18 protein-coding genes are annotated in these 24,417 nt (G+C 70.6%); 8 read left to right on the top strand and 10 right to left on the bottom strand.

The window, feature by feature from the left end:
- Positions 1-14 precede the first annotated feature (14 nt).
- The 6 genes from AMYNI_RS0107435 to rhaI all read right to left on the bottom strand — a co-directional run bounded on the left by AMYNI_RS0107435 (position 15) and on the right by rhaI (position 10,913).
- Positions 15-1,403 carry an L-fucose/L-arabinose isomerase family protein gene (locus AMYNI_RS0107435; protein WP_020667366.1) on the bottom strand — a complete coding sequence of 463 codons (1,389 nt, stop codon included), beginning with the start codon at positions 1,401-1,403 and terminating at the stop codon, positions 15-17.
- A gap of 1 nt (position 1,404) precedes the next feature.
- Positions 1,405-5,001: a hypothetical protein gene (locus tag AMYNI_RS0107440; RefSeq protein ID WP_026360156.1), complete on the bottom strand. Its 3,597-nt coding sequence runs from the start codon at positions 4,999-5,001 to the stop codon at positions 1,405-1,407.
- Positions 4,998-6,272: an MFS transporter gene (locus tag AMYNI_RS0107445; protein ID WP_026360157.1), complete on the bottom strand. Its 1,275-nt coding sequence runs from the start codon at positions 6,270-6,272 to the stop codon at positions 4,998-5,000. Before AMYNI_RS0107445 ends, AMYNI_RS0107440 begins: the two co-directional genes overlap by 4 nt.
- A 122-nt stretch (positions 6,273-6,394) precedes the next feature.
- Positions 6,395-7,735, bottom strand: coding sequence for a rhamnulokinase (locus tag AMYNI_RS43925; RefSeq protein WP_020667369.1), 1,341 nt, complete (start codon positions 7,733-7,735; stop codon positions 6,395-6,397).
- Positions 7,732-9,759, bottom strand: coding sequence for a bifunctional rhamnulose-1-phosphate aldolase/short-chain dehydrogenase (locus AMYNI_RS0107455; RefSeq protein ID WP_020667370.1), 2,028 nt, complete (start codon positions 9,757-9,759; stop codon positions 7,732-7,734). The genes AMYNI_RS43925 and AMYNI_RS0107455 overlap by 4 nt, the downstream gene beginning before the upstream one ends.
- Positions 9,747-10,913 carry an L-rhamnose isomerase gene (gene rhaI, locus AMYNI_RS0107460; protein WP_026360158.1) on the bottom strand — a complete coding sequence of 389 codons (1,167 nt, stop codon included), beginning with the start codon at positions 10,911-10,913 and terminating at the stop codon, positions 9,747-9,749. Before rhaI ends, AMYNI_RS0107455 begins: the two co-directional genes overlap by 13 nt.
- Positions 10,914-10,998: 85 nt before the next feature.
- On the opposite strand from rhaI, the gene AMYNI_RS0107465 reads away from it, so the two are divergent.
- The 3 genes from AMYNI_RS0107465 to AMYNI_RS0107475 all read left to right on the top strand — a co-directional run bounded on the left by AMYNI_RS0107465 (position 10,999) and on the right by AMYNI_RS0107475 (position 14,001).
- On the top strand, positions 10,999-12,003 hold the full coding sequence (locus AMYNI_RS0107465; RefSeq protein WP_020667372.1) for a LacI family DNA-binding transcriptional regulator: 1,005 nt from the start codon (positions 10,999-11,001) through the stop codon (positions 12,001-12,003).
- 219 nt (positions 12,004-12,222) lie between these two features.
- Positions 12,223-13,467: a GNAT family N-acetyltransferase gene (locus AMYNI_RS0107470; protein ID WP_020667373.1), complete on the top strand. Its 1,245-nt coding sequence runs from the start codon at positions 12,223-12,225 to the stop codon at positions 13,465-13,467.
- A 33-nt stretch (positions 13,468-13,500) separates the two neighbouring features.
- Positions 13,501-14,001, top strand: a complete 501-nt coding sequence (locus AMYNI_RS0107475; RefSeq protein ID WP_020667374.1) for a GNAT family N-acetyltransferase — start codon at positions 13,501-13,503, stop codon at positions 13,999-14,001.
- A gap of 1 nt (position 14,002) precedes the next feature.
- Here the strand turns inward: AMYNI_RS0107475 and AMYNI_RS0107480 are convergent, their stop codons facing one another.
- The gene (locus tag AMYNI_RS0107480; RefSeq protein WP_020667375.1) at positions 14,003-15,052 is read right to left on the bottom strand and encodes a carbohydrate kinase family protein; all 1,050 of its coding nucleotides are present in this window, start codon (positions 15,050-15,052) and stop codon (positions 14,003-14,005) included.
- Between the two features lie 78 nt (positions 15,053-15,130).
- Here AMYNI_RS0107480 and AMYNI_RS0107485 point away from each other — a divergent pair, with 78 nt between their 5' ends.
- The gene (locus AMYNI_RS0107485; protein WP_020667376.1) at positions 15,131-16,540 is read left to right on the top strand and encodes a family 4 glycosyl hydrolase; all 1,410 of its coding nucleotides are present in this window, start codon (positions 15,131-15,133) and stop codon (positions 16,538-16,540) included.
- A gap of 7 nt (positions 16,541-16,547) precedes the next feature.
- Here AMYNI_RS0107485 and AMYNI_RS0107490 read toward each other — a convergent pair whose 3' ends face one another.
- A complete protein-coding gene (locus AMYNI_RS0107490) occupies positions 16,548-17,024 on the bottom strand; it encodes a hypothetical protein (protein WP_020667377.1) in 477 nt (158 codons plus the stop codon).
- Positions 17,025-17,168: 144 nt separating this feature from the next.
- Between AMYNI_RS0107490 and AMYNI_RS0107495 the strand changes: the two genes are divergently transcribed.
- Both AMYNI_RS0107495 and AMYNI_RS0107500 read left to right on the top strand, forming a co-directional pair.
- On the top strand, positions 17,169-17,579 hold the full coding sequence (locus AMYNI_RS0107495) for a hypothetical protein (RefSeq protein ID WP_020667378.1): 411 nt from the start codon (positions 17,169-17,171) through the stop codon (positions 17,577-17,579).
- Between the two features lie 226 nt (positions 17,580-17,805).
- Entirely contained in the window at positions 17,806-20,106 is a 2,301-nt protein-coding gene (locus AMYNI_RS0107500) for an ATP-binding protein (RefSeq protein WP_020667379.1), read from the top strand.
- Between the two features lies 1 nt (position 20,107).
- On the opposite strand, the gene AMYNI_RS0107505 is transcribed toward AMYNI_RS0107500, so the two are convergent.
- Positions 20,108-21,337, bottom strand: coding sequence for a lipase family protein (locus AMYNI_RS0107505; protein WP_026360160.1), 1,230 nt, complete (start codon positions 21,335-21,337; stop codon positions 20,108-20,110).
- A 379-nt stretch (positions 21,338-21,716) separates the two neighbouring features.
- Between AMYNI_RS0107505 and AMYNI_RS0107510 the strand changes: the two genes are divergently transcribed.
- Together AMYNI_RS0107510 and AMYNI_RS0107515 are read left to right on the top strand one after the other, a co-directional pair.
- A complete protein-coding gene (locus AMYNI_RS0107510; protein ID WP_020667381.1) occupies positions 21,717-22,322 on the top strand; it encodes a DUF6801 domain-containing protein in 606 nt (201 codons plus the stop codon).
- Between the two features lie 290 nt (positions 22,323-22,612).
- The gene (locus AMYNI_RS0107515) at positions 22,613-23,932 is read left to right on the top strand and encodes a PucR-like N-terminal domain-containing protein (RefSeq protein ID WP_040406646.1); all 1,320 of its coding nucleotides are present in this window, start codon (positions 22,613-22,615) and stop codon (positions 23,930-23,932) included.
- Positions 23,933-23,964: 32 nt separating this feature from the next.
- Here the strand turns inward: AMYNI_RS0107515 and AMYNI_RS50030 are convergent, their stop codons facing one another.
- The gene (locus AMYNI_RS50030; RefSeq protein WP_245574157.1) at positions 23,965-24,402 is read right to left on the bottom strand and encodes a Crp/Fnr family transcriptional regulator; all 438 of its coding nucleotides are present in this window, start codon (positions 24,400-24,402) and stop codon (positions 23,965-23,967) included.
- Between the last annotated feature and the right edge of the window lie 15 nt (positions 24,403-24,417).

Below are 24,417 nucleotides of genomic sequence, written 5' to 3' on the forward strand. Positions count from 1 at the left end.
GGATGCTCCTTCTGCTAGACGGCGACCAGTTCGAGGCCGCAGAGGTCGGCGACGGCCAGCAGCTCGGCCCGGCGGTGCCCGGTGCCCAGCGTCCAGTGGTGCCCGATGCCGGACATGCTCCACGCGTCGGTCCACTCGCCGGGGTGGCGGCCGAAGTCGACGCGCGAGGTGGTGTTCCCGATCCGCAGCAACGGCCCGTCCACCACGGTGCCTTCCGACGCCACGAACTGGAACGAACCGTCCGGCTCCTGGCCGAGCCCGAACGCGGTGACCGGGCCGTGCTTGACGTCGAACTCCACGGACACGCCCCAGCCGCGCTTCCCGTGGTACACGCCGAGCCCGCGCAGGGTCGGCCGCCGGTCGCTGATGGCGAGGTGCGCGGGGCCGTCGTGGCCCATCTCGACCACGTTGTCCCGGAAGTTCAGCGCCTGCAGCTCGGTGAACGAGCCGCCGGCACCGAGCTGGTCCATGATCAGCATGGCCAGCGAGGTCCGCAGCTCGTACTCGCCGGCGGCCGGGATGCCGCGCGCGGTGAGCAGGGACGCGCCGAGGATCAGCCCGGCGCCGAGGCGCTCGTGCGTCTCCCCGTTCAGCCCGCGGTGGTAGTAGGCGACGCTGTCCAGCCCGAAGTCGGCCACCAGCCGGTCCAGCGCCACCGACACCCGCGCGGCCCAGCGCAGGTCCTCGCCGGCCACGCTTTCGTCCACTGTGAACACTTCGCGCGCCTGAGCCACGCGCGCGTCCGTCTCGCCTTCGCCGACCTCTTCCACCCGCACCCGCAGGTCGTCGATCTCCAGTACCTCCACGTGCCCGCCGAACGTCCTCGGCACCAGGGTGAGGTCGGTGGACACGTCGAGCATGCCCGGATACAGGTGCCCCATCAGCCCGTGCCGGCCGTGCCGCAGCTTCGCGCGCACTCCGGCGGCACGGACCCAGCGGCCGACCTTCTCCCAGGCGGCGGGTTCCTCGAGATAGCCGCTGACACAACGCGCTTCGACCCCGCAGCGGCGGAACGCGTTGACCATCTCCGGCAGCGGGCATGCCCCGCAGTAGGCCAGCCAGGCGCCGGTGTCGAAGGTGGCGTGGTCCATGGCTTCGGTCGGCTGCAGGTTCAGCAGCAGCACGGGCGCGCCGCTGCGCTGCGCCACCGGCATCAGCATGTTCGAGGTCAGGTAGGTGGCCAGGAACGCCACGATGATGTCGCAGCCCGCCGCTCGCAGCCGTTCGGCGGCGCGGTCGCCCTCCTGCGGGTCCGCGATGAACCCGGCGTCGACCACCTCGCAGCCGAGTTCCCGCAGCCGCTCGGTGACCCGCTCGGCGGACCGTTTCAGCTGCGGCAACAGCTCCGGGAACTGCGGCCAGTAGGCGCCGAGACCGCCCGCGACGAGACCGACTCGTGTCATCTCATGCCTCCCCGTGTCGAATGAGCCGGACCGGGCCGAACAGTCCGGTGCGGACCTGGCCGGCGGCCACGGCGGTGGTCGGCGACGCGTCGTCGAGATAGCCGGCGAGCGTCCCGCGCACCACGATCTCCAGCTCGTTGCCGCCGGGGCGCAGCGCTTCGGTGAGGTCGGCGCGCCACGGCCCCCACACCAGCCGGTCCACCAGCTCGCCGTTGACCAGCACGTCCGCGGTGCCCCGGACTTCACCGAGGTCCAACACTGTCCGCCCGTCCCCGGCGGTGCTCACCTTCGTGCGGTACCGGACCTGGCCGCCTAGTGCGCGCAGGCCGAGGTCCTCCCAGCTCAGCAGGTCCGTCTCGATCTCGGCCACCTCGGCCTCGACCGCCGAGTCCAGCAGCGCGCCGCCGCGACGGCCGTCCACCGCGTGGAAGCGCAGCCGCACCTCGGTACCCGCGGGCAGCGGTGCCGGCAGCCGGACGGCCCCGTCGACCGGCTCGTACTCGGCGTCGCCGATCCGCACCCGCACGTCCAGCCCGGTTGGGATGCGCAGCGCGATCAAGCCGAGTGGTGCGGGAAAGCGCAGTTCTTCGGTGCGCGCTTCCCCCGGCGCCAGGTCGGGCACCAGCGGCAGCACCACCTCCGCCTGCGCGGCACCGGGATCGAGCCAAAACGCCCCCGGCAACGGATGCGGCCGGGGCCGGGCGCAGAGGAACCGCGGGTCGCGCAGGTGCTCGCGGCGCAGCCCGGCCGACTCCCACTCCGGCCCGCTGATCAGGCCGAGTCCAGGCGCGTCGAAGGCAGCAGCGGTGTTGTCGGGCAGCTGCAGCACGATCGTGTTCTCGCCGACGCGCAGGAACTCCGCGAGGTCGTACGGGTGCACCCGGATCTCGCGATGCCCCGGGTACGGGCTGAAGTCGCCCTGCCTGCCGACCTCGATCCCGTTCACCAGCACGCCGCACGCGCCCTGGCTGGACACCTGCGCGGTGGTGTCGGCCGGGAGCTCGCCGAGCTCGAAGGTGCGGCGGAGTTCCGCGCCGGCCAGCCATTCCGGCCTGCGGTAGGCCGCCGGCCCGGTGACCACCGCGAACGACGCCCGCAGCGGGCCGTCCGCTTCGGCGGTCAGCTCGATCTCCACCGGCACGGTCCGCCCGGCGGTCTCCGACGGCAACGGGCTGAACGACTGGTAACCCTCCCCCTCGACCGGGAGCGGGACGCCGTCCACCACCACCCGGCGGGCCGCGCCGGAGCCGACGGCGAGCTGGAGGCCGGTGCGCCCGGGCAGCGTCAGGTGGGTGCGCACAGCGACCGCGGCACCGGCAGGTACCCGCCGCCAGTCGAGGAACTCCTCGGGCACGTAACCCTTGGGGCCCAAGGTTTCGTTGTGCCCGGGATCCTTGCGCAGGCCGCGGGACAGCGACCATTCGGCCGGCCGCCAGGTGCCGTCCGGGTCGCGGACCTCGGCGAACGGCCCGTAGCTGGCCAGCACTTCGCCGCTTTCGTGCTGGAACCGCCACACTTCGACGGGCAGCACCCCGGCCCGGTCCGCGGCCGCGAGATCGCCGTGGTTGTTGTCCAAAGTGGATTCGGCCAGCACCAGCCACGGCCCGGTCACCGGGGTGCTCCCGGTGACCTCGCCGGGCGGGGTGCGGTCGGCCTCCGGCAGGTCGTCACCGAGTACCACCAGCGAGATCGGTCCGTCCGCAAAGGACACTTCGAAGGTACCGCCGGTCAGCGCCAGCTCGGTGCGCGCGCCGGTGCGCGGATCCCACCGCTGCGCGCGGGAGGCCAGGTCGCCGATCCGGACCCGCGCGACTCGATCGGCCGGCGACACGAACTGGTAGCCGTCCTCGCGCAGCTGCCTCCAGTACTGCTCCCAGGGAAAGCCGGTGGTGGCCCAGTCGCCCGCTTCCAGGTGCATGATCGGGGCCAGCGTGCCGCTGCGGTCGTCGTGCCCGGTGAGCATCAGCACGTACGCGTCACCGTGGCGCCGCAACAAGAACGGCGCGTCGGCCTGTACGGCGCCGGCGGCGATCGCGTCCGGCACGTCTTCCGCGCGAGCCACGGTGGTCGCCCCGTCCACCAGGGCCTTGCCGACGCAGACGACCTGCCCTCCTGCCCGCGCGAACTCCGCCAGTTTCGCGGCACAGTCCGGGTGCAGGAGTTCCACGTCGGGAAGCACCACCGCGCGGTAGGTTTCGTCGCCGATCGTGAGCCCGTCGTGGCCGACCGAACCGGCGGCGATGGTGTTCTCGTCCAGCGTGTCGTGGTCGATCCCGGCGCGCTCCAGCACCCCGCGTTCCTCGGCGAACCAGGCGCTGACGCCGTTGAGCCGGTGGTAGCAGGCGGCGGCCCGTTCGGCCGGCGGCAGCGGGCCGTCCAGGGTCAGGTAGGCCTGCGCGGTCGTGGTCGGGGAGAGCAGCACGGTGTCGCAGACGTGCGTGCCCGCGCTCAGCACCGAGCACAACCTGGTCACCGCGGTGGCGAACTGGTGGTACGACGGCCAGTACGGCTGCCGCCAGCAGGTGGACGGCGGCGCCCACTCCCACCAGCCGCCGGCCGTCGAGTAGTACACCGCGTGCGGGTCGTAGAGGTTGGCGCCGCGACGGAGGAACGGCGCCAACCAGTCGTAGGTCTCCTCCAGCGTGCCGCCCCAGCCGGAAGAGTGGAAGGCTTCGAGCCAGGTGCGCGGCCTGCCGTGCGCGTGCGCCAGCGAGCTGTGCACCTTCGGGTCGCCCCAGTGGTCGCTGCCCGGCGCGCCGAAACCGGAGTGCGTGCCGAGGTAGTCGCCGTACACCCGCACGCCGCCGATCGGGTCGCCCTCGCGGGCGGGCGTCGGCTGGTCGAACCCGCAGATCAGGCCCCGCTCGGCGAACCAGTTGTCGAGCGGGTCGAAGAACGCGCGCCGCGCCAGCCGGGCCCGGTGCTCGTGGTAGTCCCGGCGGACTTGAGCGGACACTGCGGACACCGCCGACTCGCTGCCTTTGAACAGGGCGGGGAGCACGATCTCGTAGCCATACTCCTCGGCGAAGGTCTCCGCGAAGTCTCGGCCCCAGGTCGGCATCGCGGGCAGCTCGTCCTGGAAGAACCCCGGGATGACGCTGCCGAACCAGTGGCCGACGCCGCGTTCGAGCGCGCCGTGCACCTGGTCCAGCAGCGCCGCGCAGGCCGCCACCCCGAAGTAGTCGAACCCGCTGACCCGGTGCCGAATCGTCCCGTCCGCCCCGCGGTAGAGCGCGAGCCCGGCGAACTCCGGGTTCGCCGAGGTCAGCCTGCCCTGGAAGTTGGCCCCGGAGAAGCCGATCTGGTCGTACATCCACAGCTGGAATCCGAGCTCCCGCGCGTCTGCGCAGGCCCCGTCCAGCAGTCCGATCCACTGTGGACTCAGGAACGGCGGGTCGTCGGCCACCGAGCCGAACATCGGGCCGGTGGGTGCCAGGCTCATCACCACCGCCTGCCGGACGCCTTGTGCTACCAGCTGTTCCATTTGACGACGCAGTCCTTCGGCGGTCACCTTGGCTCCACTCCACCACCAGATCGGCAGCGGGCTGTACTCGGGGCCGGGGTGGGCGAACCGCCGGAGCAACTCACTTGCACTCATGGGATGGCGCGCTCCGCTTCGATCTGCTCCAGTGACTTGCCGGTAGTGTCGGGCATGAAGAAGTAGCCGACCACCCCGCTGATCAGCAGGCAGCCGGCCAGCAGCGCGGCCACCGGGCCGATCCCGGCATCGGCCAGCGCGGGCACGAAGAAGCTCCAGATCCCGAGGAACGTCCTGGCCACCCCGAAGGTCAGGCCCTGCGCGGTGCCGCGGAGCATGGTCGGGAACAGCTCCTGGCTGAAAATCTTGTACACCGCTTCACCGGCGAAGGCCGTGCCGACACCGAAGAGCAGGATGTTGGCGATGATCACCGGGATGTTGAACGGGAACACCAGGTAGGCCAGGAACGCGGCCACCTGCATCACCGCGCCTGCGGCCCACATCCGCTTGCGGGTCAGGTGCCCGCGGTCGACCAGCCGCATGAACGGGAGCGTCGCCAGGATGCCGATCACGAACCCGGCGCAGGACAGCGCCACGCTGGCAGCCTGGCTGCCCGCGTTGAGCGTCTTGATGATGTACGGGGTGAAGATGCCGTTGGTACCGGCGGCGATGTTCCAGAACAGGTAGATCGTGCCGGTCCACACCAGCGCCCGCAGGTTCGCGCCGCTGAACAGCGTGCGCACCTTGTGCGCGACGCCGCCGGCCGAGGCGGACGCCGACTTCCAGCGCGCCGATTCGGCCAGCCCCCGGCGCAGCGCCCAGGTGACTATCGCAACCACGAACAGGTGCAGGAACACGATCCGGATACCGAGCAGGTCGAGCGAGGACAGCGCCAGCGCCATCAACAGCACGACCACCGGCCCGAGGTTCCAGGTGATCTGGGTGAAGCTCAGCAGTTTGCCGCGCGCCTTCGACGGGGCGAACTCGCCGACCAGCGCCAGCGAGGTTGGCACGTCGGCGCCGACCGCGACCCCGACGACGAAGGTGCCGATGAACAACATGGGCGCGTTGAAGGAGAGCGCGATGCACAGGATCCCGGCCGCGTAGACCAGCAGGTCGTACTTGTAGATGCGTTTGCGGCCGAGCTTGTCCCCCAACCTGCCGCCGATGAGGGCACCCAGCGCGCAGCCGATCGCGTTCGGCCCGATGGCCGCGAGCGCACCCACCGCGCCGCTGCTGAGGCCGAGGTAGGTCTGGAACAGGGCAAGGCCGGAGCCGAGCGCGACGATGGAGCCGGCGTCGAGATAGGAGGCCATCCCGGCTAGTACCGACCACTTCCACTGCTGGCGGGTAATGGCGCCGCTGTCGTCGGCAAGCGTGGAGGCTGTCATGAGGTCTCCTAGTCAACGTTGACGTAGGTCACATTTTGAAACGTATTAATCGGTGAGGGTAACGAGCGGTTTTGCGTGACACAAGGCCCTATTGGCACAAAGTTCGCTGAAAATGAATCGTTTTATCTCGGCAGGTAAGTGCGCGGCTGCTGTGTGTGCCGGAGCAGCTCGCGCATGCCGTGCAGATCGCCGCTGAACGCACCGTGTGCCCTGGCCTGAACCAGCACGTTGCCCAGTGCCGTGGCCTCCACCGGTCCGGCCAGCACCGGCAGCCCGCAGGCGTCGGCGGTGAGCCGGCAGAGCAGTTCGTTGCGCGCGCCGCCGCCGACCACGTGCACCACCTCCACCCGCCGCCCGGAAAGGCGCACCGCGTCCGCGATGGCCCGCTGGTACGCCTGCGCGAGACTGTCCAGCACGCAGCGGGTGAACTCGGCCCGGGTGCCCGGCACCGGCTGGCCGGTTTCCCGGCAGGCCGCCGCGATCCGGGCCGGCATGTCGCCCGGTGGCAGGAAAACCGGGTCGTTCACGTCGATCACCGCTCTCCTCGGCAACGTGGCTGCCTCGGCGAGCAGCGCCGCCGGATCGTCGATCCCCCAGGCCCGCTGGCATTCCTGCAACAACCACAACCCGGTCACGTTGCGCAGATAGCGGATCGTGCCGTCGACGCCCACCTCGTTGGTGAAGTTGGCCTCGCGGCTTTCTTCGGAGAGCACCGGGGCGTCCAGTTCCAGGCCGACCAGCGACCAGGTGCCCGAAGAGATGTAGGCGAAGTCGCGGCCCTCCGCCGGCACCCCGGCCACCGCCGAGGCGGTGTCGTGCGACCCCACCGCGTACACCGGGATTCCCTGGTGCGTCCCGGCGAGGTCGCCGGGTTTTCGCAACGGCGGGAACAGTTCGACGTCCACCCCGGTGCGGCCGGCAACCTCCGCCGACCACCGGCCGGTGCGCGGGTCGAGCAGCCCCGTGGTGGAGGCGTTGGTCAGTTCGGTGCCCGCCGTGCCGGTGAGCCAGTACGAGATCAGGTCCGGGATCAGCAGCAGCCGGTCCGCCTGCCCGGCGCGCGCGTCTGCGGCCAGCTGGAACAGCGTGTTGAACGGCAGGAACTGGATGCCGGTTTCGGCGTACAACCGGTCGGCGGGGATCTTCGCGAGCACTTCGCCGATCACCGGGCCGGTGCGGTCGTCGCGATAGTGCACCGGGTTGCCCAGCAGCGCGCCGCCGGCGTCGAGCAGGCCGTAGTCCACCGCCCACGAGTCGACGCCGATCGCATCCACCTCGCCCGCCGCATTCAGGCCGTCCAGGACACCTTGGTACAGCGCGAGAATGTCCCAGTACAGGGTGCCCCGGATCCGCACCGGCCGGTTGGCGAACCGGTGCACCTCGGTGAGTTCGAGTCCACCTGCCAGGTCGCCGACCATCACCCGCCCACTCGACGCACCCAGGTCTACCGCCGCGAACCTCATCGCAGGAACGCAGCCGCCACACCGGCGTCCACCGGCACGTGCAGTCCGGTGGTGTGCGCCAGTTCGCCGCCGGTCAGCACGAACACCGCGTTCGCCACGTGCTCCGGCAGCACCTCGCGTTTGAGCAGGGTGCGCTGGGCGTAGAACGCGCCGAGTTCCTCCTCCTGCACCCCGTACACCGCCGCCCGCTGCGCACCCCAGCCGCCGGCGAAGATGCCGGAGCCACGCACCACGCCGTCCGGGTTCACCCCGTTGACCCGGATGCCGTGCGCGCCGAGTTCGGCGGCCAGCAGCCGGACCTGGTGCGCCTGGTCCGCCTTCGTCGCGCTGTAGGCCACGTTGTTCGGCCCGGCGAACACGGAGTTCTTGCTGGCGACGTAAACCAGGTCCCCGCCGAAGCCCTGCGCCAGCATCACCCGGGCCGCCTCACGCGAGACCAGGAAGGAGCCGCGCGCCATCACGTCGTGCTGAAGGTCCCAGTCGCGCACCGAGGTTTCCAGCAGCGGCTTGGAAATCGACAGTCCGGCGTTGTTCACCACCAGGTCCACGCCGCCGAAAGCCAGTGACGCGGCACGGAAGGCTTCCGCTATCTGATCCTCGTCGGTGACGTCCGCGGTCACCGAGATGGCCCTGTCCCGGCCGCCGAGCTCGGTCACCACCTCCCGCGCGGCCTCGGCGTTGACATCGGCGACCACCACACAGGCCCCTTCGGCGACGAGCCGCCGCGCGATCGCTCTGCCTATCCCCGAACCGGCGCCGGTGACCAGTGCGACCCTGGTGGCGAGGGACTTCGGTTTCGGCCGCCGCTGGAGCTTCGCCTCCTCCAACGACCAGTACTCGATGCGGAACTTCTCGCGCTCGTCGATCGGCGCGTACGAGGACACGGATTCCGCGCCGCGCATCACGTTGATCGCGTTGACGTAGAACTCCCCCGCCACCCTTGCGGTCTGCGCGTCGGCGCCGAAGGAGAACATGCCCACCCCCGGCACCAGCACGATCGCCGGGTCCGCCCCGCGCATCGCCGGGGAGTCCGGCTCGGCGTGCCGCTCGTAGTAGGCGCGGTACTGCTCGCGATAGTCCGCGTGCAGTTCCTTCAGCCGTTCGACGACCTCGTCCAGCGGCGCGGCCGGCGGCAGGTCCAGCACCAGCGGACGGACCTTGGTGCGCAGGAAGTGGTCCGGGCAGGAGGTGCCGAGCGCGGCCAGTCGCGGATGCTCGGCGCCGGCCAGGAAGTCGAGCACCACCTCGGTGTCGGTGAAATGTCCGATCTGGCGCCGGTCGGTGGACGCGAGGCCGCGGATGACCGGGGCGAGCGCGGCGGCCCGCTCCCTGCGCTCGGCCTCGGGCAGCGGCCGGTGCACGACCGGGCCGAACGGTTCCGCGCGGCCGTGCTCGGCGAGGAACTCCGCCGCGGTGCGGATAATCTCCAGCGAATGCGCCTCGGCCTGGTCCGAAGTCTCCCCCCAGGCGGTGATGCCGTGCCCGCCGAGGATGCAGCCGATCGCCCGCGGGTGTGCCGCCTTGATCGCGGCGATGTCAAGGCCCAGCTGGAAACCCGGCCGCCGCCACGGCACCCAGACCACCCGGTCGCCGAAACACCGCTCGGTCAGCCGCTCGCCGTCCGCCGCAGTGGCCAGCGCGATCCCCGAATCCGGGTGCAGGTGGTCCACGTGCGGCGCGTCCACGAGGCCGTGCATGGCAGTGTCGATGGACGGCGCCGCGCCACCTTTTCCATGTAAGCAGTAGTCGAACGCGGCGACCATCTCGTCTTCGCGCTCCACGCCGGGATAGACGTCGACCAGCGCGCGCAGCCGATCCAGCCTCAGCACCGCCAGTCCCTGTTCGGTAAGCGTGCCGAGGTCACCGCCGGAACCCTTGACCCACAACAGGTCCACCGGTGCCCCGGTGACCGGGTCGGTCGCGGTGCCCTTCGCGGAGGTGTTCCCGCCGGCGTAGTTGGTGTTCGCCGGATCCGCCCCCAACCGGTTGGACCTGGCCAGCAGTTCGGGGATCACGCGCCCCACCCCGCCTGGCTACCGCCGACCCGCTCGTCCACGATCCGTTCGCCGTAGCCCGAACGCCGGTAGGCCGCCACCGGATCCGGGTCGATGCCGAGTTCCTCGCGCAGTTCGGCGAGCAGCGGCCGGACGTCGGTGTTGTACGCGTCCATCAGCACGTCGTTCGCGGCGATCACGTCGCCGGACTTCTGCGCCGCGGCCAGCGCTTCGACGTCCACCAGCAGGGCTTTCGCGGTGGCTTCCTGGACATTGCACACCGAGCGGATCTGGCCGGGGATCTTCGCCTCGATGTTGTGGCACTGGTCGAGCATGAACGCGACGCCGGTCTCCGGCTGGTATCCGCCGCCGCGCACCACCTCGTACATGATGCGGAACAGCTGGAACGGGTCCGCGGCGCCGACCATCAGGTCGTCGTCGGCGTAGAACCGCGAGTTGAAGTCGAACGCGCCCAGTTTTCCGGCGCGCAGCAGGAAGGCGACGATGAACTCGATGTTCGTGCCCGGCGCGTGGTGCCCGGTGTCCACGCAGACCTGCGCCCGGTCGCCGAGTTCGACGCAGTGCGCGTAGGCGGTGCCCCAGTCCGGCACGTCCGTGGTGTAGAAGGCTGGCTCGAACAGCTTGTACTCCAGCAACAGCCGCTGGTGCCCGCCGAGCCGGCGGTAGACCGCGGCCAGCGCTTCGGTGAGCCGGTCCTGGCGGTCGCGGATGTCGTCCTGTCCCGGATAGTTGGTGCCGTCGGAGAACCACAGCTTCAGGTCGCGCGATCCGGTGGCGTCCATGATGTCCACGCAGTCCAGCAGATGGTCCAGCGCCTTGCGCCGGACGCGGGGGTCCGGATTGGTCACGCTGCCGAGCTTGTAGTCGTCGTCCTGGAAAACGTTGGCGTTGATGGTGCCCAGCCGGATTCCGGCGGCTTCGGCGTAATCGGCGAGTTTGCCGTAATCGTCTACCTTGTCCCAGGGAATGTGCAGCGCGACGCTGGGCGCCACGCCGGTGAAGGCGTGCACCTGCGCCGCGTCGTCGATCTTCTCCTGGACCGTTCGCGGCACGCCTGGCTGTGCGAACACCTTGAACCGGGTACCCGAGTTGCCGTACGCCCAGGAAGGGGTTTCGATCCGCTGCGTGCGCAAACGCTGGCTGACCGCCGCTGGAGCGCTCATATCCGTCTCCCCCTTACGAAACCGAGAGGCTTGAAACGTTTCATCCGCATGGTAGGCTGCCTTCGGGCAGGGAGCAAGGGGGCAAATGGTCGGCATCAAGGACGTGGCAAGGCGGGCCGGCGTCTCCATCGGCACAGTGTCCAATGTGGTCAATCGGCCGCACGTGGTCTCGGCGGCTACCCGCACCAGGGTGCTGTCGGTGATCGAGGAGCTCGGCTACGTGCGGGACGAATCCGCCCGGCAGCTCCGCGCGGGCCACAGCCGGATCATGGCGCTGCTCGTACTCGACCTCGGCAACCCCTTCTTCGTCGACGTGGCGCACGGCGCGGAGGAAGCCGCGCACGGCGAAGGTCTCAACGTGATCACCTGCAACAGCCGCCAGCGGGTCGACACGGAAAGCTCCTACCTGTCGATGCTCGCCGAACAGCGCGTCCGCGGCGTGCTGCTCAGCCCGGTCGGCACCACCGGCGAAGCGCTGCAGAGCTTTCGCCGCAGCGGCATCCCGTACGTTTTCGTCGACCGCAAGGCACCTTCGGCCGAAGCCAGCTCCGTCTCCGTGGACGACGTCGCGGGCGGCGGGCTGGCGATGCGGCACCTGCTGGAGACCGGGCACACCAGGATCGCGTTCGTCAACGGCCCCGCGATCCTGACCCAGTGCCGCGAACGCGAGACGGGCGTCCGGTCCGCGCTCGCCGGTTCCGGCGCCGAGCTGTCGATACTGGAGACGGCGGCGCTGGACGTCCCCTCCGGCCGCGACGCCGGCGCGCGCCTGCTCGGCGTGAGCCCGCGGCCGACCGCCGTGTTCTGCGCCAACGACCTGCTCGCCCTCGGCGTGCTCCAGGCAATGGTGGGTGCGGGCGTACGAGTGCCCGAGGACATGGCGATCGTCGGCTACGACGACATCGAGTTCGCCGGCGCCGCGGCGGTCCCGCTCACCTCGGTCCGCCAGCCCGCGAAACGGCTCGGCCGCACCGCGGCGGAACTGCTCATCGCCGAAACCGGCGGCGACAACGGCGACCCGGTCGAGCACCAGGCCGTCGTGTTCACCCCGGAACTCGTGGTGCGCGATTCCACCCGAATTCGCCGTTGAATCGTTTCACGGATTTTCCTTCCAGCCGAAATCGCGCCCCCAACGGTCAACTCGCCCAGGCTGAACGTGGGACTCGCCGAGGCTGAACGTGGGACTCGCCGACGCGAGCCGGGCGCACCGGCGAGTTCCACGTTCGGGCAGTGCGAGTTCTGCGTTCGCGACGCGAGCCGGGCGCTAAATGGATCGCGGGGGAAGGGCGAGTCGGGTACACAGGCGGGCGTGGACGACCTGTATCCGCTCCGGGCTCTCGGTGCTGCCGAGTTCGTCGACTGGGCGCGCATGACCTGCAATACGTACGGGCAGGACTGGCGTGAGGGCGGGCTTCGCAACGTGCGGAGGACCATCGAGCTGGACCGGACGCTGGCGGCGTTCGACGGGGACTCGGTGGTCGGGGGCGCGGCGATCTTCTCGCGGTCCATGACCGTTCCCGGGGCCGTGCTGCCGGTCGCGGGGGTCACGCTGGTCGCGGTCTCCCCCACGCACCGCCGGCGGGGGATTCTCACCGCGATGATGCGGGCGCAACTCGCCGGGCTGCACGAGTCCGGCGAAGCGATCGCGGCGCTCAACGCGGCGGAGGCGACGATCTACGGCCGGTACGGGTACGGCATCGCCTCGCGGCTGGTGCGGTTCCACGGGGACAAGCGGGCGATGGGGGTGCGCACGGACGTCGATACCGGCGACGGCACCATCCGGCTGCTCGATCGGGACGAGGCCCGCCCGCTGCTGGAAAAGGTGTACGACACGGCGCGCGCCGGCGCGGTCGGGTGGGTCGAGCGAGCGGACAGGTTCTGGGATGCCCGCCTTTACGACGAGGAGCACGTGCGTCAAGGTGCGACGGCACTGCGGTTCGCCGTGCACCGGGAACCGGACGGCGCGACCACCGGGTACGCGATCTACCGGCTCAAGCCCGAGTGGGACGACTCCGGCGACGTGAGCTCGGTGCAGGTGATCGAGCTGGCGACGGAGACCGAGCAGGCCTACGCCGCGTTGTGGCGTTTCCTCGTCGACATCGACGGGCATTTCCGACTCGACTACGAGGGCGCGGTGGACGAGCCGCTGCCGCACCTGCTGGTCGACGCGGCGGCGGTGCGCTCGACCGTGGTGCCCAACCTGTGGGTACGGCTGGTCGACGTGGACAGGGCACTCGCCGCGCGCCGCTACGCCACCGCGCTGGACGTGGTCCTGGAGGTCGAGGACGCCTTCTGCCCGTGGAACACCGGGCGCTACCGGCTGCGGGCCGACGACGACTCGGTCAGCTGCGAGCGCACCAGTGCCGGCGCCGATCTGCGGCTGTCCTCGGCTGAACTGGGCGCGGCCTACCTCGGCGGCACGACGCTGGCGTCACTGGCGGCCGCGGGCCGGGTGACCGAACTGCGGCCGGGCGCGGTGGCCGCCTGCACCCGCGCCTTCCGCGGTGAACGGGAGCCGTTCCATCCTTCCGGTGCGGCATTCCCCGCATTCTGAACCAGGCCGAAAGAAAGTGAAGCGGCAAATCTCATGACCATTGCGCTCACCGCCGTCGACGAGCCGGACAAACCCGTGCTGGCGAACTTGGTGCAGTTCTACCAGTACGACTTCTCCGAGATTCGCGACCTCGAATTGACCCGGCATGGCACCTTTACCTACCGCTACCTGGATCCGTACTTCACCGAAGACGCCAGGGAGGCGTACTTCATCACCGTCGACGGTGAACTCGCCGGTTTCGCCATGGCACGCCACGACGCGGACGAGGACGGCTCGTGGAACGTCGCGGAGTTCTTCGTCGTCCGCCGCCACCGCAGGCGGGGTGTGGCGCGGGACGCGGCCCGCCAGCTGTTCTCGAAACATCCTGGGCCGTGGACGCTGTCCTTCGACCACGGCAACCCGGCCGCGGCCGCCCTGTGGCGTTCCGTCGCCGGCTCGGTCGCGACGGGAACCGTCACCGAGAGCGACCGGTATCCGCCCGACACGGACGTCGCCATCACCCGGCTCCGGTTCCACGTGGCCGGCGGCGCCTAGCTCACCGTGTGCAGCGGAGGCCGATCGTGGCGCTCGCCCGGCCCACCGGCGCGAAACCCGGCTGGGGCAGCAGCTCGTCCAGGAACCGGTAACCGCCGAGGTACTGCTCGTCGCGCTGGCTGACATGCCGCCACCAGGCCGCGATGTCGCCCCAGCCCGGCGCGGACTGCGAACCGCCGAAGTGCTGCACGGACAACGCGGCGCACAGGTTCGCGAAGTGCACCCGGTCCGCCAGCGGCCAGTCCGCCAGCGTGCCGAGCACGAAGCCGGCGCTGAACACGTCACCGGCGCCGGTCGGGTCGAGCGCGGCCACGTTCAGCCCGTCGACCTCCACCTCGTCGCCGGTGCCGGCATCGAGCGCGTACGCGCCGTGGCCACCGCGGGTCACCACCACCACGGGCACCCGCTCGGCGAGCTTGGCCGCGGCGGCGGGCACGTCGTCACAGCCCGTGTACCCCCTGGCCTCCACCGCGTTGGGCAGGAAGAAGTCGTAACCCTCGAGCTTGCGCAGCAGAGCCTGGCCCCAGCGCCGGGTCGGATCCCAGCCGATGTCGGCGAAGACCAGCGACCCGTTCTTCTTCGCCGTGCGCACCCACTCGTCGCTTTCCAGGCCCGCGTCCACGAAACAGGCTCGCGCGCGGGGCGGCGGGGTCAGCATCTCGTCCGCGGTGACCGGGGCCGGATGCTCGTGCGTGACCATGCTCCGGTCGCGGGCGACCGCCATGGACACCGTGAGCGGTGAGTGCCAGCCGTAGAAACGCCGGGAATGGGCCAGGTCCACCCGCTCGTTGACCAGCACGTCCCAGCAGAAGTCACCGTAGGCGTCCTCGCCGAACGCGGCGGCGAGCGCGGTACGCAGGTCGAGCCGGCTCAACGCCACCGCGAGGTTGGCGATGCCGCCGGGGCTGGAGCCGAGACCACTCGCCCACACCTCGGTGCCCGCGGCGGGCGGATGCGACAGTCCGGTCATGATGATGTCGAGAAATACCGTGCCGTAAAGCAAAACGTCGACCGACGGCGCCTCTCCGTCCCGGCACGCTTCCCAAGTCATCAACTCAGTCTCCACCCGGCCATCGGCAATCGCAAGTGATGATTTCACATAACTCTTCTACCGAATATAAAGCGCGAAATGATACGGTCGCCCGATGCCCATTTCGGACGCGGCGAAACACTTCCCGGCACCGGCACCGGCGGCGGGCTGATGCGACTGGTACTGCTCGGCGGCGGCGGTTTCCGGGTGCCACTGGTGCACGCCGGGCTGTTGGCCGACCCGGACCGGCTGGTCGACGAACTGGTGCTGTACGACGTCAGCGAGTCCCGGATGCACGCCATCGCGGCCGTGCTCGAAGCGCAGGCGGCGGGTGCGTCCCGGCGTCCCCGGCTGCGCCTGACCACGGACTTGGACGACGCGCTCACCGGCGCGGACGTCGTCTTTTCCGCGATCCGCGCGGGCGGGCTCCGCGGCCGGGAACTGGACGAGCGCATCGCGTTGAAACACGGAGTGCTCGGCCAGGAGACCGTGGGTGCAGGCGGAATCTGCTACGCGCTGCGCACCATTCCGGTCGCGATGCGGATTGCCGAACGCGTCGCCGCGCTGGCCCCGGACTCCTGGCTGATCAACTTCACCAATCCGGCCGGGGTGGTCACCGCGGCGATGTCGGCGGTGCTCGGCGACCGCGTGATCGGCATCTGCGACTCCCCGGTCGGCCTGTGCCGCCGGGTGGCCGGCGCGCTGGGCGTGCCGATGGCGAAGGCCCGGTTCGACTACGCCGGCCTGAACCACCTCGGCTGGCTGCGCGCGGTACTGGTGGACGGCCACGACCGGCTGCCAGGGCTGCTCGCCGACGAGGACGCGCTGGCCGGTTTCGAGGAGGGCAGGCTGTTCGGCGCGCGCTGGCTGCGGGCGCTGGGCGCGGTGCCGAACGAGTACCTGCACTACTACTACTTCACCCGCGAGGTGCTCGCGCAGTCGCTGGCGCAGCCGGACACCCGCGGCCAGTTCCTGCACCGCCAGCAGGCCGGGTTCTTCGAACGGGTGGCCGGCGACCCCGGCGAGGCGCTCGGGCTCTGGCAGGCGACAAGGGCCGAGCGGGAGCAGACCTATCTCGCCGAGGGCCGTGCGGTCGCCGGGTCGGGCGAGCGGGCGGACGAGGACCTGGCCGGGGGCGGCTACGAGGAAGTCGCGCTCTCGCTCACCGCCGCCCTCGCCGGAGTCCGCGACGCGAACCTTATCCTCAACGTGCGCAACCGCGGCGCGGTACCGGAACTCGGCCGGGACACCGTGGTCGAGACGCACTGCCAGGTGGACGGCAACGGCCCACGGCCGCTGGCCGCCAACCCGTTGGACCCGCATTGCCTCGCGCTGACCCGGCAGGTGGCGGCGGTCGAGCGGAGCACCGTCCTGGCCGCCACCACCGCCAGCAGGGAGCAGGCGCTGCTCGCGCTGGCCTGCCATCCGCTGGTCGACTCGGTCACCTGCGCAGCCGCCCTGCTCGAGGACTACCTGAGCGCCTTCCCCGAGCTGGGCTACCTGCGCTGAGTCACGGTCAGCCGGCGGTGACGGTGACGGTGGAGTAGTTGTCGGCGGGGTTTTCGGTGGGGTCGCGGTAGAAGCCGAGCGTGCCGAACTCGATCCGGGTGGTCAGCGGGGCGTCCGCGCGCAGCTCGACCTCGACGGGATAGGTCGACTGGCCGGGCGCCAGCGCGGTGGCGGTGTTGCAGATCAGGGCGGGCCACTCGTCGATGTGGCATTGCCAGCCGGGCGCAGCGGTGGCCCGCACGGTGAGCCCGGCGGGGATTTCCGCGCTGATGGTGGCGCCTTCCTTGGTCACGTTGCCGGGGTTGTAGTAGTTCAGCCGGACCTGCCCGTTGCCGCCCTGCGCCGGAAACTCCACCGCCGAGGGGGCGGCGACGAGTGCGACGTCCGCGCGCCGCGGCTCGTCGACTGGGCTCGCCGAAGCGGTGCCGGCCGCCATGGCCGCGATGAACAGGCACGCCGTGATCGCTGTCGGTGTTCGTTTCACAGACCCTCCCCGAGTTGTTCGTTCTCTGCCGGTACACGCACCGGCGCCGGCCGGAGTTTCCCGGGCGGCGCCATTACCTGGCAAGTAATCGACAGTGCGGCGCCGCCCGCGCCACGCTTCCGGCCAGACCGACGTGGAGGTGGCATGAAGGACGAAACAGCCAAGACGGCCCTGCTGGACCGGGCGTTCCTGACCGCGGCGGCGGGCCGGATCGCCTGGGGTGCGCTGGCGCTGGCCGCGCCGCGGCTGAACGCCCGGCTCGCCGGGGTCGGCGATCGCGCCACACCCGAGGTGGTCTACCTGACCAGGATCTTCGGCGCCAGGGCGATCGCGCTCGGGCTCGGGTACCTCGGCGGCGACGAGCCGGCACGCCGCCGCTGGCAGCGGGTGTGCCTGTTCGTCGACACCGCGGACACCGCCGGCGGACTCGGCCACCTGCTGCGCGGGGACGTGCGGCGCGGCTCCGCCCTCGCGATGACCTTGCTGACCGGCAGTTATGCGGTTCTCGGCGGTATCGGACTGCTCAACCGACGGAGGAACATTCACAACTCCTGAACCGGACTAGAGGGCAACAAACCGACGCCGCCTGTGGCCGACCTGGATGATCACTTAAGATCGATGGTCGGCCGGAGATGAACCTCTGACCAGCGGTAGAGACTTGACCGGAGGGCCGCCCGACCTGGGCCGGCGCCGGTCGGGCGGCGGTTTCGCCGGGCGGTGACCGGCGAGGCATCACTATGATTCCCCCAATTGGCTGGGTGGTGATGTGACGGTGCACGGCATGGCTACGGAGCACGCTCCGACGGATTCTCTGCCTGCGGAGCTGACTTCCTACGTCGGCCGTCACACGGAGATCCTCGAGGTCACCCGCCTGCTGAGCACCGGCTCGCTGGTCACGCTGACCGGCCCCGGCGGGGTCGGCAAGACCAGGCTGGCCACCAGGGTGGCAGCCGCGGCACGGCCGACCTTCCACGACGACGTGGTCTTCGTCGGGCTCGCCGAACTGCGGGAGCCGGACCTGCTGGTGAACACCGTCGCCGAACGGCTCGGCCTCGGCGACCGGTCGGCGCGGCCGCCGATCGAACGGCTGGTGGACCAGCTCCGCACCCGGCGGCTGCTGCTGGTGCTGGACAACTGCGAGCACCTGATCGAGGCGTGCGCGCGGCTGGTCGGCGCCCTGCTGGGTTCCTGCCCCGACCTGGTCGTGCTGGCGACCAGCCGTCAGTCGCTCGGGGTGGCCGGCGAGCGGGTGATGCCGGTGCCGCCGCTGGCGGTGCCCGAGGCCGGCGAGCCGATGACGGGCCAGAGCGAGTACGACGCGGTGCGGCTGTTCGTGGACAGGGCGACCGCGGTGGTGCCGTCCTTCACCATCACCGAGGACAGCGCCGAGGACGTGGCCAGGCTGTGCCGGGCGCTGGACGGCCTGCCGCTGGCCATCGAGCTGGCCGCGGTGCGGCTGCGGTCGCTGTCGGTCCGCCAGCTCACCGACCGGCTGAACAAGCGGTTCACCCTGCTCACCGGGGGCCGCCGGTCCGGCCCGAGCCGGCACGCGACCTTCCAGGCGCTGGTCGACTGGAGCCACGAGCTGTGCACCGAGCAGGAACGGCTGCTCTGGGCGCGCACGTCGGTGTTCCCCGGGAGTTTCGACCTCGACGCGGCCGAAGCGGTCTGCTCCGGCGACGGCCTCGACCGGCACGCCGTGCTCGACGTGCTGGACGGCCTGATCGACAAATCGATCCTGGTGCGCGAAGAGCAGCACGGGGTGGTGCGGTACCGGATGCTGGAGACCGTGCGGCAGTACGGCGAAGACCGGCTGCGCGCGGCGGGCCAGGTGCGGTCGCTGAAGCGGCGGCACCGGGACTGGTACCAGGAGCTGACCAGGCGGTTCCAGGCCGAATGGCTCGGGCCGGACCAGGTCGCCTGGATCGACCGGCTCAAACGCGAGCACGCCAACCTGCGCGGGGCGCTGGACTTCTGCGCCAGCGATCCCGTCGAGGCGGAGGCGGGGCTGCTGATGATCCCCACCTTCAAGGAGTACTGGCTGCTGCGCGGCAACAACACCGAGGGCAGGCTCTGGCTGGCGAAGCTGCTGGAGATCGCCCCGGCCGACACTCCAGGCCGGGCCGACGCACAGTGGATGTCCGGCTTCCTCGCACTGGTGCAGGGCGACATGCCGGCCTACGAAAGCGCGCTGGCGACGGCGACCGAGCTGGCCGAGCAGACCGGCGACGAGCGGAGCACGGCCTACATCCACCACGTACGGGCCTACGCCGCGCTGATCGGCAACAAGGGCGAGCAGGCCGCCGAGCTGTTCCACACCGCGACCACGATGTTCCGCACCCAGCAGGATCTCGGCGGCGACCTGTGGGCCACCTACAACTACGGCCTCGCACTGGCGCTGGCCGGCGACCTCGGCCGCGCCCGCAAGGTGCTGGAAGAGTGCGTGGAAACCTGCACCGCGCGCGGCGAAGTGTTCTGGCGGTCGTGGGCGCTGTGGTCCCGCAGCGCCGCCGAGTACCTCTACGGCGACCTCCAACAGGCACTGGATGCGAGCCTCGAACTACTGCGGCTGCAGCGCAGGGTGGACGACCAGACGATCCTCGCGTTCGCGCTGACCGTGCTGGCGGGCTGCGCGACCCATGGCGGGAAGCTGACGAGGGCGGCGAAACTGCTCGGCGCGGCCACCGCCGTCTGGCAGCTGCTCGGCGCCTCGCCGACCAACTACGCCGCCTTCGTCGAGCCGATGCAGCGCGACATCGCGCTGGTGACCGGCGGGCTCGGTGAGGAAACGGCGTTGCGGGAGTTCACCGCCGGCACCGCGCTGTCCCCCCAGCAGGCGCTGCGGTACGCCCTCGGCGAGGAGTCCGAGACCTCGGTCCGGCCTTCGGACACCCCGCTGACCAGACGGGAGACCCAGATCGCCGAGCTCGTGGCCAAGGGCATGACCAACCGCGAGATCGCCGACCAGCTGGTGATCGCGCGCCGCACCGCGGAGACCCATGTGGACCACATCCTGACCAAGCTGGGGTTCACCAACCGCGCGCAGATCGCCGCCTGGGTGGTGGAGTCCCGCCGCCCCTGACTCAGCAGTTGGGCGCGGCGGGTTTGTCGGCGAACCGGTCGGCGAGGAACTGGAGTGCGTCGGCGTTCCCGGTGTAGATCGGGGTGATGTGGTCCGAGTCGTAGGTCTTCCAGGTCACCGCGACGCCGAGCTTGCAGTAGTCGTTGCGCAGCGTCTCGGCCTGGCGGAAGCTGACGATGTCGTCGCGGGTGCCGTGGTAGTCGAAGACCGGGACCTTGATGGGCGTGGCGCCCAGCTTGTTCTCCTTGATCCTGGCCAGCCACGCCGGTTCCAGCACCGGGCTCTTCGCCATGAACTCGATCAGCTTGCGGTTCGAGTAGTCCAGCAGCAGGTCCGCGGTGCAGGCACCGGCGCGCATCTTGGCGAACTCGGTGCGCCCGTGGTCGTTCAGATAGCTGTCCAGCTTCAGCTCGGGATAGGCCGCGTCCAGGCCCATCAGGGCGTAGACGAGGAAACCGAAGCCGCGCTTGCCCTCCAGCGACAGCGAGACCTGGACCAGGTCCGCCGGGACCCCGCCGCCGGCCACGCCGACCAGTTTCAGCTCCGGCGCGTACTCCGGCTGCTGCTGCCCGGCCCACATCGCCGCGCCCCCGCCCTGGGAGTAACCGCGCACCGCCACCTTCGCGTCGGCCGACAGCCCGGCCTCGGGCAGGCGCATCGCGGCACGCACCGAATCGAGCGTCGCGTGCCCCATGGACTGGCCCACCATGTAGGTCGTCTTCGGCTCCGGCTGGTAACCCTCGTAGTCGGTCATCGCGACCGCGTAGCCGGCACCGAGCAGGCCGTCGAGCGCGGGCTGTTCGTAGAACGCGCCGATGGACAGCATCTTCGACGGCGCGCACTGGAACGCGGGGCCGTGCGTGCCAGGGGTGAGTGCGACGACCGGGGCGGTGGCCGGGTCGGCGTTCTTGGCCAGCAGCACCGTGCCGGTGACCGCGTTCGGCTTGCCCAGCGCGTCGGTGGACAGGTACATCACCTGCCACGCGTTGACCGTCTTGCTCGACGGCCCCGGCTTCGACGGACGCCAGCGGAGCACGTCACCCGGCTTGCCCGCGGGCAGCGGGCTCGGGGGCACGTAGAAGCTGTCGTCAGGCGGCCAGGGGTCGGCTGCCGCCGGTGCGGGAGCGGCCTGCGCCGGGCCGGTCGCGGCGGCCGATACGAGCCCGGCCCCGGTCAGCACCAGTGCGGCCACGGCGGCGGCCACACCGCGGCGGGTGACACGAACTCGCATCGCACAACCTTTCCGAAAAGCCGATGATCCGGCGGCGTCTTTCGATTCCGCGGGGCCGGTCGTGAAATCGGCGCACGCCTCAGAGAATTGATATTGATCCCGGGGTGCGCCGAGCCCAACCGTAGACACCACGGCGTCGTCGGTCAACCTGCCGTTCCCGCGACTTTCCTTGGCAGCGCTGGAATATCAGCCGAGTGCACGGCAGGCCCGCACGCGCACTCACTCCGCTGACAACAAATGGAGACAAGTTCGCCGAGCCGTTTTCCGAACCGCCGGATCCTTGCCCGGAATTGTCCGAGCGGATAATGTCGCGGTTCCGGCGGGCTGCCTGCCCCAGCAGATTCCCCGCGGTCCGAGCGGGCTACCTCAGGAGAACCCGGTGAAGTCACCTCGTGCGCGCAAGTTCCGCCGGGCACTGGCCGCGGCCACCGGCACCACGGTCCTGATGCTGGGCGGTGCCGTCCCGGCACTGGCCGGGCCCGTCTCGCTGAACCTGAGCTACCAGTGCCCGTTCCCCCTGCTCGGCTACCAGCAGCTGGAGCTGAAGATCGACGCGGTGCTGCCGGACGATGCCGCCGTCGGGAAGTTGTCCTCCGCCATCACCGTGCACGCCACCGCAACCGTGCCGCCGCGGGCCAACGACGGCCTGCACCTGGTGGACGCGGCCACGATCGAAGGCACGGCGACCGCGGCGGCGACGCTGAACTACCCGACCGACCGGAAGATCGGCATCGCGCTGCCGTTGACGATGCCGGTCGCGCAACTGCCGGCGACCGGCCCCTTCGACGTGCTCGCGGAGGGCAAGGCGCCACGGCTGCTCTTCCGCGACCCCGGCACGGCCTCGGTCACGGTCGGCGACTTCCGGGCGACGCTGACCCCGAAAAAGGCCGACGGCGGGCCAACCGGAATCGGCACGTTCACCTCCGAGTGCACCCTGCTGCCCGGCCAGAACACCACTCTGGGCAGCTTCACCATCGCCGGCTAACGAGCCTCCGGACTCGGGAACCGGGTGAAGTACGTAGGGCACATACGTACTTCTCACGATGTTCGCCAGTGAGATCCAGGACACGATTGGATCCTGCCGAGGACGGCCGAAAGGGCCGCCACGCAGGCCAAGGAGGCGATCTCGCGGTACCCAAGAACCCTTGACGTGAAAGCCATTCACAGTTTCCCGTGCGAAAGTCCCGCTTTCCGGGCCGGCCCCGATCGCGTCAACCGACCTGTGCTCGACTTCGACATGACAGCAGCCCCGTTCTGCCGTCGCGGAGGTCAATGATGACCATCACCGATAACCACGTCGTACCCCGCCAGGGAACACGGCCACACCCCCAGCAGCTGTCCGCGCCGAAATCGGTGAACGCCATTCCACCCGCACGCACCGGGCCGCCGGCCCCGAGCGAGTTCGCCAGGTCGCGCCCCTTGTGGTCGACGGTGCCGCGCGAGCTGGCCGAGCGGTTCCGGCCGCAGGCCGAGGGCATGGCCAAGGCGATGATCCGCGAGATCCAGCGCGCGGTCCCGGAGTACGCCCGTCCGCTGGACGGCCCGTTCGGCCAGGCCATCATCGACGGCGTGCGGCAGGCGATCCTGTGCGCCGTGGACAACTTCGGCGACCCCGGCGCGATGCGGCACGACTGGGTGGGGATGTTCCGCCAGCTCGGCAAGACCGAGTTCGAGCAGGGCCGCAGCCTGGACTGCCTGCAGAGCGCCTACCGGGTCGGCGGCCGGGTCGCCTGGCGTCACGTCGCCGCCTTCGCCCAGCGCAACGGCGTGTCCGCGGACGTGGTCTGCGTCTGCGCGGAAGCCATCTTCGCCTACGTCGACGAGATCTCCACCCTGTCCATCGCCGGCTACGCGGCCGCGCAGGCACAGGCCGAAGGCGGCAGGGCGGACAACCGGCGCCGGCTGCTCCAGCAGATCCTCTCCGGCGCCCCCAGGTCGCCGAGGGCGCTGGCCGAACTGGCCCGCTCCGCCGAGTGGAAGGTGCCCGACCAGGTCAGCCTGGTGGCGCTGGAACCCTGCGACGACGAGCACCAGCTCGGCTTCCTCGACCTCGGCGCGAAGGTGCTGATCGACCTGGAAAGCCCGGAGCCGTGCCTGCTCGTCCCGGAGGAGGAGCTCGGCGGCATCGAAGCCGCGCTGACCCGACGCGGGATGCGGGCCGCGGTCGGTCCGGCGGTCCCGCTCGACCAGGCGACCGTCTCGCTGCGCTGGGCGCGCCGGACCCTGGAGCTGGTGCGCGACGGGGTCCTGCCGAACCTCCCGGTCAGCCGCTGGTCGGAGCACCTCGCCACGCACTGGCTGCTCACCGACCAGTTCCTGGTCGGCGCGATCAGCGAGCGCAGCCTCGCCCCGTTGGAAGGACTGACCCCGAAGCAGCGCACCAGGATGAGCGAAACGCTGCTCGCCTGGCTCAAGACCCGCGGCGGCGCGCCCGAACTCGCCGCACTGCTGGACATCCACCCGCAGACCGCCCGCTACCGGATGCGCCAGCTCGAAGAGCTCTTCGGTGACCGCCTCAACGACTCCGACGAGCGGCTCAACCTCGAGATCACCCTCCGCGCCGAGCGGCTCAACGAAGCACGGCGCCAGTCCTAGAAGCTCGCGGCCCGGTCTTCGCAGGTGCACTCCTAGCCCTGCGAAGACCGGGCCGCGATCTGTGCTTCCACCGCACTGGCGAAGGTGGGCAGCCGCTGGGTGAGGCCCGCGAGGGCGGCGCCGTCGAGCCGCAGCACCCGCACGGCGGTCACCGCGGACACGGTGGCCGTGCGCAGCCGCGATTCGCGTAGCGCGGTTTCGCCGATGATGCTGCCCGGCCCCAATTCGGCGACGTCCGTGCGGCCGAGCCACACCGACACGGTGCCCTCCAGCACGATGTAGGCGAGGTCGCCGGGGGTCTCCTCGGAGATCAGCGGCCAGCCCGATGGCAGCGTGACCCGGCGGCCCGCGCGCAGCACCTGGCGTATCTCGGCCGGGGTCAGCGTCTTGAAGATGGACAGGTCGGCGATGTAGGACGGGAAGCCGAGGTCTTTTTCGTGCACGGGACGCCCCTTGTCTGCAGGCTGCACGGCCGGTTCGGCCGG

Origin of the sequence: Amycolatopsis nigrescens CSC17Ta-90 (genome assembly GCF_000384315.1) — a bacterium.
Taxonomy (GTDB): domain Bacteria; phylum Actinomycetota; class Actinomycetes; order Mycobacteriales; family Pseudonocardiaceae; genus Amycolatopsis; species Amycolatopsis nigrescens.

What these genes read in the sequence shown, in the direction of transcription:
- AMYNI_RS0107435 (WP_020667366.1), bottom strand. Translation starts at nt 1,403, where the DNA reads ATGACACGAGTCGGTCTCGTCGCGGGCGGTCTCGGCGCCTACTGGCCG.
- AMYNI_RS0107440 (WP_026360156.1), bottom strand. Translation starts at nt 5,001, where the DNA reads ATGAGTGCAAGTGAGTTGCTCCGGCGGTTCGCCCACCCCGGCCCCGAG.
- AMYNI_RS0107445 (WP_026360157.1), bottom strand. Translation starts at nt 6,272, where the DNA reads ATGACAGCCTCCACGCTTGCCGACGACAGCGGCGCCATTACCCGCCAG.
- AMYNI_RS43925 (WP_020667369.1), bottom strand. Translation starts at nt 7,735, where the DNA reads ATGAGGTTCGCGGCGGTAGACCTGGGTGCGTCGAGTGGGCGGGTGATG.
- rhaI (WP_026360158.1), bottom strand. Translation starts at nt 10,913, where the DNA reads ATGAGCGCTCCAGCGGCGGTCAGCCAGCGTTTGCGCACGCAGCGGATC.
- AMYNI_RS0107465 (WP_020667372.1), top strand. Translation starts at nt 10,999, where the DNA reads ATGGTCGGCATCAAGGACGTGGCAAGGCGGGCCGGCGTCTCCATCGGC.
- AMYNI_RS0107475 (WP_020667374.1), top strand. Translation starts at nt 13,501, where the DNA reads ATGACCATTGCGCTCACCGCCGTCGACGAGCCGGACAAACCCGTGCTG.
- AMYNI_RS0107480 (WP_020667375.1), bottom strand. Translation starts at nt 15,052, where the DNA reads ATGACTTGGGAAGCGTGCCGGGACGGAGAGGCGCCGTCGGTCGACGTT.
- AMYNI_RS0107485 (WP_020667376.1), top strand. Translation starts at nt 15,131, where the DNA reads ATGATACGGTCGCCCGATGCCCATTTCGGACGCGGCGAAACACTTCCC.
- AMYNI_RS0107495 (WP_020667378.1), top strand. Translation starts at nt 17,169, where the DNA reads ATGAAGGACGAAACAGCCAAGACGGCCCTGCTGGACCGGGCGTTCCTG.
- AMYNI_RS0107500 (WP_020667379.1), top strand. Translation starts at nt 17,806, where the DNA reads ATGGCTACGGAGCACGCTCCGACGGATTCTCTGCCTGCGGAGCTGACT.
- AMYNI_RS0107505 (WP_026360160.1), bottom strand. Translation starts at nt 21,337, where the DNA reads ATGCGAGTTCGTGTCACCCGCCGCGGTGTGGCCGCCGCCGTGGCCGCA.
- AMYNI_RS0107515 (WP_040406646.1), top strand. Translation starts at nt 22,613, where the DNA reads ATGACCATCACCGATAACCACGTCGTACCCCGCCAGGGAACACGGCCA.